The 12,192-nt window shown below is 69.7% G+C and carries 13 protein-coding genes; 5 read left to right on the plus strand and 8 right to left on the minus strand.

Features of this window, described 5'->3' with window-relative positions; all coding sequences use genetic code 11:
* Together ACZY1G_RS22720 and ACZY1G_RS22725 are read right to left on the minus strand one after the other, a co-directional pair.
* Positions 1-1,545, minus strand: a complete 1,545-nt coding sequence (locus ACZY1G_RS22720; RefSeq protein WP_463823687.1) for a glycerol-3-phosphate dehydrogenase/oxidase — start codon at positions 1,543-1,545, stop codon at positions 1-3.
* Positions 1,542-2,120, minus strand: a complete 579-nt coding sequence (locus ACZY1G_RS22725) for a TetR/AcrR family transcriptional regulator (protein ID WP_463817318.1) — start codon at positions 2,118-2,120, stop codon at positions 1,542-1,544. Before ACZY1G_RS22725 ends, ACZY1G_RS22720 begins: the two co-directional genes overlap by 4 nt.
* A 53-nt stretch (positions 2,121-2,173) precedes the next feature.
* On the opposite strand from ACZY1G_RS22725, the gene ACZY1G_RS22730 reads away from it, so the two are divergent.
* Both ACZY1G_RS22730 and ACZY1G_RS22735 read left to right on the plus strand, forming a co-directional pair.
* The gene (locus ACZY1G_RS22730; protein WP_463817757.1) at positions 2,174-3,754 is read left to right on the plus strand and encodes an FAD-binding oxidoreductase; all 1,581 of its coding nucleotides are present in this window, start codon (positions 2,174-2,176) and stop codon (positions 3,752-3,754) included.
* Positions 3,751-4,665 (plus strand): diacylglycerol kinase, encoded by a 915-nt coding sequence (locus ACZY1G_RS22735; RefSeq protein ID WP_463823688.1) that lies wholly within the window; start codon positions 3,751-3,753, stop codon positions 4,663-4,665. Before ACZY1G_RS22730 ends, ACZY1G_RS22735 begins: the two co-directional genes overlap by 4 nt.
* Here ACZY1G_RS22735 and ACZY1G_RS22740 read toward each other — a convergent pair.
* From ACZY1G_RS22740 to ACZY1G_RS22750, 3 genes are all read right to left on the minus strand, one after another.
* The gene (locus ACZY1G_RS22740) at positions 4,646-5,158 is read right to left on the minus strand and encodes a DUF3145 domain-containing protein (protein ID WP_463817320.1); all 513 of its coding nucleotides are present in this window, start codon (positions 5,156-5,158) and stop codon (positions 4,646-4,648) included. The genes ACZY1G_RS22735 and ACZY1G_RS22740 overlap by 20 nt on opposite strands.
* Positions 5,159-5,277: 119 nt before the next feature.
* On the minus strand, positions 5,278-6,102 hold the full coding sequence (locus ACZY1G_RS22745) for a serine hydrolase domain-containing protein (protein WP_463817321.1): 825 nt from the start codon (positions 6,100-6,102) through the stop codon (positions 5,278-5,280).
* A gap of 27 nt (positions 6,103-6,129) precedes the next feature.
* Entirely contained in the window at positions 6,130-6,909 is a 780-nt protein-coding gene (locus tag ACZY1G_RS22750) for a dioxygenase family protein (RefSeq protein WP_463817322.1), read from the minus strand.
* Positions 6,910-6,944: 35 nt separating this feature from the next.
* Here ACZY1G_RS22750 and ACZY1G_RS22755 point away from each other — a divergent pair, with 35 nt between their 5' ends.
* Complete coding sequence (locus tag ACZY1G_RS22755) at positions 6,945-8,030, plus strand: S-(hydroxymethyl)mycothiol dehydrogenase (RefSeq protein ID WP_463817323.1); 1,086 nt, start codon at positions 6,945-6,947, stop codon at positions 8,028-8,030.
* The gene (locus ACZY1G_RS22760) at positions 8,027-8,650 is read left to right on the plus strand and encodes an MBL fold metallo-hydrolase (protein ID WP_463817324.1); all 624 of its coding nucleotides are present in this window, start codon (positions 8,027-8,029) and stop codon (positions 8,648-8,650) included. The genes ACZY1G_RS22755 and ACZY1G_RS22760 overlap by 4 nt, the downstream gene beginning before the upstream one ends.
* Before the next feature lie 7 nt (positions 8,651-8,657).
* Here ACZY1G_RS22760 and ACZY1G_RS22765 read toward each other — a convergent pair whose 3' ends face one another.
* Positions 8,658-9,398, minus strand: a complete 741-nt coding sequence (locus tag ACZY1G_RS22765) for an SHOCT domain-containing protein (RefSeq protein ID WP_463823689.1) — start codon at positions 9,396-9,398, stop codon at positions 8,658-8,660.
* Between the two features lie 79 nt (positions 9,399-9,477).
* Here ACZY1G_RS22765 and ACZY1G_RS22770 point away from each other — a divergent pair, with 79 nt between their 5' ends.
* Positions 9,478-10,560, plus strand: a complete 1,083-nt coding sequence (locus ACZY1G_RS22770; protein WP_463823690.1) for a class I SAM-dependent methyltransferase — start codon at positions 9,478-9,480, stop codon at positions 10,558-10,560.
* A 2-nt stretch (positions 10,561-10,562) separates the two neighbouring features.
* On the opposite strand, the gene ACZY1G_RS22775 is transcribed toward ACZY1G_RS22770, so the two are convergent.
* Entirely contained in the window at positions 10,563-11,648 is a 1,086-nt protein-coding gene (locus tag ACZY1G_RS22775) for an NAD(P)H-dependent amine dehydrogenase family protein (RefSeq protein WP_463823691.1), read from the minus strand.
* A gap of 10 nt (positions 11,649-11,658) precedes the next feature.
* Complete coding sequence (locus tag ACZY1G_RS22780) at positions 11,659-12,180, minus strand: hypothetical protein (protein WP_463817328.1); 522 nt, start codon at positions 12,178-12,180, stop codon at positions 11,659-11,661.
* Positions 12,181-12,192: the final 12 nt, after the last annotated feature.

Genomic DNA, 12,192 nt, shown 5'->3' on the forward strand with positions numbered 1-12,192 from the left:
CTAGCCGGTTCTCCCGGCGAGCATCTCCTGCGCCGCGGCGAGGACGCGTTCGCGGTCGGCGGCCACCAGGCCGATGCGCGTACGCCGGTCGAGGATGTCGTCGACGTTCAGCGCTCCTTCGTGCGTGACGGCGTACTCGAGTTCTGCGCGCGTGACATCGATGCCCTCGGCGACAGTCTCTGTGGGTCGCGGGCACGTCGCCCGGGCGATCACGTCGGGCGCCTCGGCGCCGAAGCGCGCCACGAGCGACTCCGGCAGATCCGACGCCTGTTGCGCGGCAGCAGGATTCGAGGGCGCCCCGATCAGCGGGAGGTTGCGGGTGCGGCACGGCCCGGCGGCCAGTCCGCGCAGCGAGATCGCGCGGTCAACGACATCCTCCGCCATGAAACGGTATTCGGTCAGCTTGCCGCCGATCACACTGAGCACCCCGCTCGGCGACTCGGTGACCGCATGCTCTCGTGAGACGTCTGCGGTGCGGCCGGCGCCGGTGTCGATCAACGGCCGCAGCCCTGCGTAGCTGCCGACCACATCCGTCGGTCCGAGCGAGGTCGCGAGCGCCGTGTTGACCGTGTCGAGCAGGAACTGCACCTCCTGCGGAGTCGCTTCGGGCACGTCGGGGATCGCGCCCGGGGCGTCTTCGTCGGTGAGGCCCAGGTAGACGCGACCGAGCTGCTCGGGCATGGCGAACACGAACCGGCTGATCTCGCCCGGTATCGGAATCGTCAGCGCCGCAGTCGGATTGCCGAACGCCGCGGCATCGAACACCAGGTGCGTCCCGCGGCTGGGCCGCAGCCGCAACGACGTGTCGACCTGACCGGCCCACACGCCGGTCGCGTTCACCACCGCCCGTGCCGATACGTCCAGTGTCTCGCCCGACAGCGTGTCGGTCAGCGTCACCGATGTGCGCGACGCCGCGCTCGCCTCGACCCGGGTCAGGATGCGGGCGCCGTGCTGGGCGGCCGTGCGGGCGACCGCGGTGACGAGGCGCGCGTCGTCGACGAGCTGCCCATCGTAGGCCAGCAGCGCACCGTCCAGTCCGTCGCGACGCACGGTGGGCGCCAACGCGATGGCCGCAGCGGCGTCGATCCGACGGGACCGCGGCAGCACCGATGCGGGCGTGCCGGCGAGAGCCCGCAGCCCATCGCCGGCCGCGAAGCCGAATCGGACCAGTGCGCGCGAGGCACGGTTCATCTCGGGCAGCAGCGGCACCAGCTGCGGCATCGCGTGGACCAGGTGAGGGGCGTTGCGCGTCATCAGGATTCCGCGCTCGACGGCGCTACGACGGGCGATGCCGACATTGCCGCTGGCGAGGTACCGCAGCCCGCCGTGCACCAGCTTGGAACTCCACCGGCTGGTTCCGAAGGCGAGGTCGTGCTTCTCGACCAGGGCCACCGACAGCCCGCGTGTCGCCGCGTCCAGCGCGATCCCAACGCCGGTGATGCCGCCACCGATGACCAGCACGTCCAGCGGCGCACCGTCGCCGAGCTCCTGCAGCTCTGCGGAGCGTCGACCGGCGTTCAAAGCCGCGGTCACGGGGCGGCTCACGGCGCCAGGTACCCGTTGAGCGCGCGGGCCAGTTCCACGTTGATGGCCGTGCCGTCGAGCAGCTTCTCCACCATCTGCGCGGACTGGATCGTCGATTGGGTGATCAGCAGGCACATCGCGCCCAGCTCGTGGGGATCGCCGGGGCGCACGCTGCCGTGGGCCTGGCCGGCCTTGATCGCCGCGGCGAGCGCGTCGATGAGGATCTGCTGGCTGGTGCCCAGCCGTTCGGCGATGTAGACCATGGCCAGGTTGGGCGCGTTGCGGATCACCGACTGCACGATCTCGTCCTTGCGAAGGTGTTCGGCGACGGCCACCACGCGCTCGACCGTCGCCTCCCTGCCGGGGCCCCGGTCGGGCACCTGCTCGAGGACGCCGGCGATACGCACGGTCAGCAGCTCGGCGATCACCCAGCGGATGTCGGGCCAGCGACGATAGATGGTGGGCCGACTGACCCGGGCCCGTCGCGCGATCTCGGTCATCGTCGTCCGTTCGACGCCGTAGGCGAGGATGCACGCCGCTGCCGCATCGAGAATGCGCTTCTCGACACCCGAATCGGAGTTACGGATTGACACCATCTGTAATACTGTAACGCATGTCTTCGCTCGCTGGCCAGCCCACACGACCCCCGATGGCATGGAACGCCTGGGGTGATCCCGCCGCGGCGACGCCCCTGTCCCCCGGCATTCGGTCGCTGCTCACCCAGGCTCTGGGCATCGACGCCCAGCCCGCGGCGGAGCCCACCCTCGAGCAGGTCAGGGTGCGCCCGTCGGCGCTCTCGCCGAGCGACCGCGACGGCCTGGCCGCGATCGTCGGCGCCGAGCACGTCCTCGTCGATGACCGGGACCGGTTGCTGCGCGCGGGCGGGAAGTCGACCCTGGATCTGTTGCGCCGCAGGGACTTCGGCGTGCAGGACGGTCCGGACGCGGTGCTGGTGCCCGGTGATGACGACGAGGTCGCCACGCTGCTGCGGTTCTGCGCCGACCACAGTATCGCCGTCGTCCCGTTCGGCGGTGGCACCAGCGTGGTCGGCGGCCTGGACCCGATGCGCGGAGACTTCAAGGCCGTGGTGTCGGTGGATCTGCGCCGATTCGACGAGCTGCATTCGCTCGACGAGGTCTCCTGGGAGGCCGAACTGGGGGCGGGCCTGACCGGGCCCGAGGCCGAGAAACTGCTGGTGCAGCGCGGTTTCTCACTCGGCCACTTTCCGCAGAGCTTCTGTTTCGCGACGATCGGCGGCTTCGCCGCGACCCGGTCGTCGGGTCAGGATTCCGCCGGCTACGGCCGCTTCGACGACATGGTGCGCGGTCTGCGCGCCGTGACCCCGGCGGGCGTGCTCGACGTGGGTCGTGCGCCGGCCTCGGCCGCCGGACCGGACCTGCGGCACGTCCTGCTCGGCTCCGAGGGCGTCTTCGGCATCATCACCAAAGTGCGGGTGCGTGTCCATCCGGTCCCCGAGACCACGCGCTACGAGGCGTGGTCGTTCCCCGACTTCGCCACCGGCGCAGCCGCATTGCGGGCCGTCGCCCAGACCGGGACCGGACCGACGGTGATCCGGCTCTCCGACGAGGCGGAGACCGGGGTGAACCTGGCCACCACCGACAGCATCGGCGAATCCCAGATCACCGGAGGCTGCCTGGCCATCACCGCCTTCGAGGGCACCGAGGCGCATGCCGCGAGCCGGCACGCCGAGACGCGAGAGCTGTTGAGCGCCAAGGGTGGAACTTCACTCGGCGAAGGTCCGGCGCGTGCGTGGGAGCACGGTCGGTTCAACGCCCCCTATCTGCGGGACGGGCTGCTGTCGGCCGGCGCGCTGTGCGAGACGCTGGAGACGGCGACGTCCTGGTCGAACGTCTCGGCCCTGAAAGCAGCTGTCACCGAGGCCCTGACGCGCTCGCTGGCCGATTCGGGAACGCCGGCGCTGGTGCTGTGCCACATCTCGCACGTCTACCCCACCGGTGCGTCGCTCTACTTCACCGTCGTGGCCGCCCAGCGCGGCAACGCGATCGAGCAGTGGCGTGCCGCCAAGACCGCCGCCTCGGAGGCGATGATGCGCGTGGGCGCGACGATCACCCATCACCACGCAGTGGGTGCGGACCACCGCCCCTGGATGCGCGACGAAGTCGGCGACCTCGGCGTCGCCGTGCTGCGCGCGGTCAAGTCGGCGCTCGATCCGACAGGAATCATGAACCCGGGCAAGCTGATTCCGTGAACCGGATCGTCGTCCTGACCAATCCGGCCTCCGGTCACGGCAACGCCCGCCACGCCGCCGAACGAGCGATCAGCCGTTTCCAGGCCCGCGGCGTCGACGTCGTCGCCCTCGTCGGCCGTGATCCCACACACGCCCGCGAGCTCGTCGAGGCCGCACTGGAGCGCGAGATGGACGCGCTGGTGGTGGTCGGCGGCGACGGCATCGTCTCGCTGGCGCTGCAGATTCTCGCCGAGACATCGACCCCGCTGGGCATCGTCCCCGCGGGCACCGGCAACGACCACGCCCGCGCGTTCGGCATCCCCACCGCGCCCGAGGCAGCCGCCGACGCGGTCGTCGACGGCGCGATCGGCACCTACGACCTCGGGTTGATCACCGGCGCCGACGGCACCCGGCGGTGGTTCGGCACGGTGATGGCGGCGGGCTTCGATTCCCTGGTCACCGACAGGACCAACCGGATGCGCTGGCCGCACGGGCGGATGCGCTACAACTTCGCGATGCTGGCCGAGATCTCGCAGCTGCGGTTGCTGCCCTTCCGGCTCACCTTCGACGGCGACGTGGTGCAGACCGAGCTCACACTGGCCGCGTTCGGGAACACCCGCAGCTACGGCGGCGGCATGCTCATCTGCCCTGGCGCGGACCCGACCGACGGGCTGTTCGACGTCACGATGGTGGCGTCGGCGTCACGCACGCGGCTGATCCGGCTGTTCCCGACCGTGTTCAAGGGCACCCACGTCGACCTCGACGAGGTGACGACGCGCAGAGCCAAGACCATCCTCGTCGAGTCCCCGGGAATCACCGCCTACGCCGACGGCGAGTATGTGTGCCCGCTGCCCGTGGAGCTCACCGTGGTGCCGGGCGCGTTGCGGGTGCTAGGACCGGCTACCAGGCCCGCTATCCGACGCCGCGGCTGAGCCAGCTGACCTCGGCGCCCACGCCGCCGTCGCGGTAGGCCTCCAGAGCCTCGTCCCACGCGGTGCCCAGCACAGAGTCCAGTTCTGCCGCGAGCGTGTCGGCGCCGGAGGCCATCAGCGTGCGCAGCCGCATCTCCCCGACCATCACGTCGCCGTTCGCGCTCATCGCGCCGCTCCACAGCCCGAGCTGGGGGGTGTGGCACCAGCGGTGCCCGTCGACGCCGTGGCTCGGGTCCTCGGTCACCTCGAAACGCAGCACCGACCATGACCGCAGGGCATTGGCCAGCGCGGCGCCGGTGCCCACGGGGCCCACCCAGTTCGTCACGGCACGCAGCTGCCCGGGCATGGCCGGTTGCGGCGTCCACTTCAAATTCGCCCTCGCGTTGAGGGTCGACGACAACGCCCACTCGACATGCGGGCACACCGCCGCGGGTGAGGCATGCACGTACACCACACCCGTCGTCGTGTCGGCGAATTGATTCGCTGCACGCATCTGTTGCTCCTTCGGCTCCACGAGGGACGTCTTCCCCAACGACCTGGTGGTTTCCGAGTGAGTCAGCAGATGAAATTGTTTCTTCAGGTGCAATTGTGCCTTGTGAGGCGCGTGTTGCGCTAGTCCGCCCTGTAATCTCTCAGAACTTCATCAGACAGGGCCGGCATCACGTCATGGGCCCAGTCACCGAACGGCCGATCGGTGAGCACGATCAGCGCGAGCGCGGCGTCTGGATCGACCCACAGGAACGTCCCCGACTGCCCGAAGTGCCCGAAGGTCCGCACAGAGTTGTGTGCCCCGGTCCAGTGCGGCGTCTTGCCGTCGCGCAGTTCGAAGCCCAGCCCCCAGTCGTTGGGCTTCTGCCGGCCGTAGCCGGGCAGCACCCCGTCGAGGCCGGGGAACTGCACCGAGATCGCCGAGTCGTGCATCTGGTCCGACACCAGAGCGGGCGTCAGAAGCTCGCCGGCGAATGCCGTCAGGTCGGCGACCGTCGACGTCGCGCCGTAGCCGGCTGCCACCGCACCCCCGTCCAGGGTGGTGTCCGACATCTCCAGGGGGGCGAACACCGATTCGCTCAGGTACTCGGTGAACGGGATGCCGGACTCGCGCTCCAGCACGTCGGCCAACACGGCGAAGCCGTGGTTGGAGTAGATCCGCCGGGTACCGGGTGCGGCCAGCACCTTCTCCGAGGTCATCTCGTAGCCCGCCGCGTGCGCCAGCAGGTGGCGCACGGTGGCCCCCGGCGGCCCGGCCGGGGTGTCGAGCTCGAAGACCCCTTCTTCGACCGCGATCTGTGCGGCGCGTGCGGCGAGCAGCTTGGTCACCGAGGCGAGGGGGAACGTCTGCGTCTGGTCGCCGTGGTGGGCCAGGGCCCCGTCCCGGCCGACGACGGCAGCGGCCGCGGTGGGGACGGGCCAGTCGGCCAGGGCGTCGAGTGCGCTCATCGGTCATGAGCGTAGCGACGCCGGCGCTCAGGTCAGCTGCACGGACCGTTTGGCCAAGCCCATCCAGTAGCCGTCGATCACCTGGCGCGGCGGGAGCGCCGGATCGGTCGCGGCACCGAGTGCGACGAACAGGGGCGCGAAGTGCTCGACCGTCGGATGCGCATACGGCATGCCCGGTGCGCGGTGGCCGAAATCCACGAGCGCGTCCACGTCTCCCGCGGCCAGCCGTTCGTGTGCCCACAGGTCGAACTCGACCGACCACGCGGGAGGGGTCGCACCCGGCGAGGGATCCTCGAGGAAGGGCAGCCCGTGCGTGGTGAACCCCGACCCGATGATCAGTACACCCTCGTCGCGCAACGGCCGCAGACGTGAGCCGAGGGACAGCAGCTGCTCCGGATCCAGTGTGGGGAGAGAGATCTGCAGGACGGGAATCGCCGCGTCGGGGTACATCACGGTCAGCGGGACGTAGGCGCCGTGGTCGAGACGCCGGTCCGCGTCATGGTGTACGGGGGTGTGCGATGCCACCGATTTCTGCACGGCCACAGCGAGTTCCGGCGCTCCCGGGGCGTCGTAGCTGGTGGCGTAGTAGTGCTCGGGGAATCCCCAGAAGTCGTAGGTCAGCGGAGTGCGCGAGTCCGTGGACCCGATGGTCAGCGGCGCGGCCTCCCAGTGGGCGGAGACGATGAGGATGGCCGTCGGGGTCGGCAGGTCCGCGGACCAGGTCTGTAGTTCGGACACCCACAGCGCGTCGTCGACGAGCGGCGGGGCGCCGTGCGAGAGGAACACCGCAGGCATGGGATCGGCCATGTCTGGAAGTGTGCACGACATATTAGGGTTCAGGCATGACTCAAACGGTGCGCGGAGTGATCTCTCGTTCGAAGGGCCAGCCGGTCGAGGTGGTGGACATCGTCATCCCCGACCCCGGGCCGGGTGAGGTCGTCGTCGACATCCAGGCGTGCGGGGTCTGCCACACGGATCTGCACTACCGCGAGGGCGGCATCAACGACGAGTTCCCGTTCCTGCTCGGCCACGAAGCCGCGGGCATCGTCGAGACGGTCGGCGAGGGTGTCACCAACGTCGAGCCCGGTGACTTCGTGATCCTGAACTGGCGCGCGGTGTGCGGCCAGTGCCGGGCCTGTAAACGCGGCCGCCCGCACCTGTGCTTCGACACCCACAACGCCGCGCAGAAGATGACGCTGACCGACGGCACCGAGCTGACCCCCGCGCTGGGCATCGGCGCGTTCGCCGACAAGACCCTGGTCCACGAAGGTCAGTGCACCAAAGTCGATCCGGCCGCCGACCCCGCCGCGGCAGGGCTGCTCGGCTGCGGCGTGATGGCAGGCGTGGGTGCGGCCATCAACACCGGCGCGGTCAACCGTGACGACACCGTGGCAGTCATCGGGTGCGGCGGCGTCGGTGATGCCGCGATCGCCGGCGCGGCGCTGGTGGGCGCCAAGCGCATCATCGCCGTGGACATGGACAACCGGAAGTTGGAGTGGGCCAGGCACTTCGGGGCCACTCACACCATCAACGCCAAGGAACTGGATGCGGTGGAGACGATCCAGGACCTCACCGACGGCTTCGGCGCCGACGTGGTGATCGACGCCGTCGGGCGGCCCGAGACGTGGAAGCAGGCGTTCTACGCCCGCGACCTCGCGGGCACCGTGGTCCTGGTCGGGGTTCCGACGCCGGACATGACGCTGGAGATGCCGCTCATCGACTTCTTCTCCCGCGGTGGGTCGTTGAAGTCGTCCTGGTACGGCGACTGCCTGCCCGAACGGGACTTCCCGACGCTGATCTCGCTGTATCTGCAGGGCCGGTTCCCGCTGGACAAGTTCGTCTCCGAACGCATCGGGCTCGACCAGATCGAAGACGCGTTCCACAAGATGCACGCCGGCGAGGTGCTGCGTTCGGTGGTCGTGCTGTGAGCGCCATCCAGCGGCTCGTCACCAGCGGCACCTTCGAGCTCGACGGCGGCAGCTGGGATGTCGACAACAACATCTGGCTCGTCGGCGACGACACCGACGTGGTGGTGTTCGACGCCGCCCACAGCGCGGCCCCGATCATCGAGGCGGTGGGCGGCCGCAACGTCATCGCGGTGGTGTGCACCCACGGCCACAACGACCACGTCACCGTCGCACCCGAGCTCGCCAAGGCTCTCGACGCCCCGGTGCTGATGCACCCCGCCGACGACGTCCTGTGGCGGATGACGCACCCAGACAGCGACTTCCGCGCGGTCAACGACGGCGATACGCTCCAGGTGGCCGGTATCGAACTGCGGGCACTGCACACACCCGGTCACTCCCCGGGCTCGGTCTGCTGGCACGCACCGGAGCTGACCGCGGTGTTCAGCGGCGACACGCTGTTCTCCGGGGGGCCGGGCGCCACCGGGCGGTCGTACTCGGACTTCCCCACCATCCTGGAATCGATCTCGGGACGCCTGGGCGCGCTGCCCGGCGACACCGTCGTCTACACCGGCCACGGCGACTCCACGACCGTGGGCGACGAGCTCGTGCACTACGACGAGTGGGTCTCCCGCGGCAGCTGAGCCACGCCTACAGCGTGCCGAGGATGCGGCGCTTCTCCGCCTCGAACTCGGCCTCCGACAGCGCCCCCGAGTCGCGTAGCGCCGCCAGCGTCTTGAGCTGCTCCAGGCGCACCGCCTCGTCGGTGGGCTGGTAACTGTGCACCGGAGGCGGGACGGGGCCCGGCCACACCGCGTCGTCGAGGATCACCGGACCGGGCAGCGGTTGCGGCCGGCGCCCCGACCGAACCCACCACGTGATCGCGACCGCGAGTTCGAGGAGCCCGAGCGCGATCACGCCGCCGCTGACCCACAGCGCCCAGCCGGGTGAACTATCCTTCCCGAACGCCAGCCGCGGGTTGATGTAGCCGCCCACCTGACCGTCCGCGCGCACGTCGTACACCCCGCCCTGGGCGATCTGTGCGGTCCAGATCCGCACGCGCACATCGTTGTTCACCGAGGTGGTCGAGCTGATGACTTCGGTCAGCACCGGATCGGCCACGCCGTCGGGTGCGTCGACACCCAACTTCAGCGGTGGCACCGGGAAGCCGCCGTCGATCCCTCCCGTCACCACAGTGTGGAACGTGATCGTCACCTCCCCCGCGGGCAGCTCCACCCGGCCTGACCCGGGCACCGGGATCTCGCCGTAGGCGTCGAAGTCGTCGAACACCACCGCATTCAGCACCAGCGTGACGATCAAGCCGGCCACACCGACGATCAGCGTCATCACCGCACTGATCAGCGCGATGCGGGGCCCGACCCGTCCCAACACGTGCGACAGTGTCGCATGCCGGGTCGCACCCCGCGCTTTTCGTCGGCGCGGACCGCGCCCAAGGACTACCGTCTCGAAGATGCCCGAGTCGAGCATCGTGGTGCGACCGGAACCGGTCGACAGCGGCACCTACACCGCGGGGTCGCGGCTGCAGGCTGCCGGGCTGACGCGGGCGACCGAGATCTTCAGCGAGGCCGCCGCCGCGGTGCCGCTGCCCATCCCGCCGCAGCCGATCGTGCTGGCCGACTACGGCGCCGCGACCGGACACAATTCGCTGTTACCGATCGGCGCGGCGATCGCGGTGCTGCGCAGCAGAACCCGGCCGGAACACTCGGTGTTCGTCGCGCACACCGACCGACCGGACAACGACTTCACCGCGCTGTTCCGGACACTCGAGGAAGACCCGGACACCTACCTGGCCAAGGATCGGGCGGCCTACGCCTCCGCGGTCGGCCGCTCGTTCTATTCGCAGATCATGCCGTCGAACAGCGTGAATCTGGGCTGGAGCGCGTGGGCGATCCAGTGGCTGAGCCGGGTGCCCGGCCCGGTGCTCGGCCCCCACCTGCAGGTCGCCACCTGCGGCGACCGGGAGCTGCAGGCGGCTTACGCCAGTCAGGCCGCGCGCGACTGGCACGAGTTCGTCGCGTTCCGCGGCCGCGAGCTGTGTCCCGGCGGCCGGCTGGTCGTGACGACGATGGGCATCGGAGACGACGGCGACGCGGGGTTCCGGCCGCTGCTCGCAGCCATGGCCGACGCGCTCGCCGAAGTGACGGCCGCCGGCGTGATCAGCGCCGAGGAGTCCGCGCAGATGTGCATCCCGACCGTGGCGCGCCAAGCCGCCGACTTCACGGCTCCGTTCGCGCCGTCGGGGATCTTCGAGCGCCTCGAGATCGCGCATTTGGAGATCGTCGACGCGCAGGACCGGTTCTGGGAGCGCTACCAGGTCGACAAGGACGCCGTGGAGTTCGGGGCGCGCTGGGCCGGCTTCGCGCGAGCCTCGATCTTCGCCGCGCTCACGACAGCGTTGGACGGCGGCCTGACAAATCCTCGCGCCGCCCACCTGCACGAACAGCTGGAAAAGGGCATCGCCGAACGGCTGGCCGCCGCCCCGGAACGCACCCAGATCCCGCTCGCGTATGTCGTGCTGGAGAAGCGCCGCTGAGGTCAGCGGATCGTGCCCACCCCGGGGATCAGCGGCAGGTCCAACGCCGTGACCCAACCGGGGGACAGCGTGTTGACCGCGGGGACTGCGTTCAACGCACGCAAACCGGTGGCCAGGCATCCGGCAGCCGCGGCGTCGCGGCCCGACCCGTCGGTGAACCGGAATGCCGTCTCCTGAGTGATGCTGGGTGTGCCCTCGATGTCGACGCGGTACACGTCGTTCTGGGTGCCCGACGGCCACTCCGGTGCGGCGTCGTTGCCGATGCGATTGACGTGCTCCAGCTGGATGCGGGTCTCGCCGCGGTAGATGCCGTTGATCGTGAACCGCACCGCCGCAACGTTTCCCGCCTCGATGACGCCCTTGGCGGTCGGCCGGTCGACGGGGGTCACCCACTTCTCCCACGTCGTGGTGATCTCGTCGAGCATGATGCCCGCAGCATGGGCGATCATCGGAACCGTTGCACCCCAGGCGAACACGAGGATGTCGGAGTTCTCCAGCATCGCCGTGAACTCCGGTGGCCGCCCGATCCCCATCTCCCGGTCGTAGTCACCGGTGTAGTTGGTGTAGTCCAGCAGCTCCGAGGCACGCACCGTGCGGACGTCAGAACACAAGCCCATCAACGTCATCGGGAACAGGTCGTTCGCGAAGCCGGGGTCGATGCCGGTGGTGAAGCACGATGACTCCCCCAGTTCGCATGCGACGGTGACGGGTTCGATCCAGTTGGGCGGATTGAGGTGCATGGTCGGCCAGATCCACGGTGTCATCGCGGTCGAGCACACGTCGATGCCGGCGCGCAGGAAACGGGTGATCACCTCGATGTTGGTGTCGGCGTGCGCGGCGGTCGGCCCGTAGTGCACCAGCGCGTCGGGTTTCAGCGCGATCAGGGCCTCGATGTCGTCGGTGGCGGTGATGCCCAGCGGAGCTGACAGCCCGCAGATCTCCCCGACGTCGCGGCCCACCTTGTCGGGGTTGCCGACTCCGACGCCGACCAGATCGAAGCCGGGGTGGTCGACGACCTCGGCGATGACCATCTTCCCGACGAATCCGGTGCCCCAGATGACGATTCGCTTCGCTTCGGTGCGTGTCACGGCGATCCCCCTAGAAGCAGCGCCGTAGTCCACCCGGTTCGCAGATCAACGGATATCGGTCGACCGGTGTCGAGAGCGGGCCCTTGTAGGCCATCGTGAACGGCGTGTAGATGATGCCCGGCTGCAGTCCGCAGTTGCCGTTGTGCTGGGTCTGGCGGACACCCGACATCGTCACGTCGTCGAACTTGACGACCTCCACCGTCGGCGCCCACGACCCGTCCGGGCACTGCATGCCCCGGTCCTTGGGGGTGGTGAAGGCCCACTGACCGCCGGTGAGCACTGCGTCGCCGCCGACGAGGTCCCCGCCTGCTTGCACGTGCAGCCGGCAGCCGACGGGCAGGTACAACGCCTCGCGCAGGTCACCGACCACCGGCACGCACGATGGGAAGACTGTCCAGGTACCGGACTTGCCACCCTCCTGAGTGACGGTGAAGACGCCCTCCATGACCTGGTCGGCGTGGGCGGGGACGGCGGCGCCCACCGCTGCGCAGACACCGAGCAGGAGGGCGGCCAGGGTGCGCATCATCGTCACGCCGCCGAGTAT

This window comes from Mycobacterium sp. IDUB_5, assembly GCF_055419565.1.

Excerpts from the sequence above, each read along its gene's own strand:
- ACZY1G_RS22745 (WP_463817321.1), bottom strand. The coding sequence starts at position 6,102 with ATGAGCGCACTCGACGCCCTGGCCGACTGGCCCGTCCCCACCGCGGCC.
- ACZY1G_RS22725 (WP_463817318.1), bottom strand. The coding sequence starts at position 2,120 with ATGGTGTCAATCCGTAACTCCGATTCGGGTGTCGAGAAGCGCATTCTC.
- ACZY1G_RS22755 (WP_463817323.1), top strand. The coding sequence starts at position 6,945 with ATGACTCAAACGGTGCGCGGAGTGATCTCTCGTTCGAAGGGCCAGCCG.
- ACZY1G_RS22730 (WP_463817757.1), top strand. The coding sequence starts at position 2,174 with ATGGCATGGAACGCCTGGGGTGATCCCGCCGCGGCGACGCCCCTGTCC.
- ACZY1G_RS22740 (WP_463817320.1), bottom strand. The coding sequence starts at position 5,158 with ATGCGTGCAGCGAATCAATTCGCCGACACGACGACGGGTGTGGTGTAC.
- ACZY1G_RS22750 (WP_463817322.1), bottom strand. The coding sequence starts at position 6,909 with ATGGCCGATCCCATGCCTGCGGTGTTCCTCTCGCACGGCGCCCCGCCG.
- ACZY1G_RS22770 (WP_463823690.1), top strand. The coding sequence starts at position 9,478 with ATGCCCGAGTCGAGCATCGTGGTGCGACCGGAACCGGTCGACAGCGGC.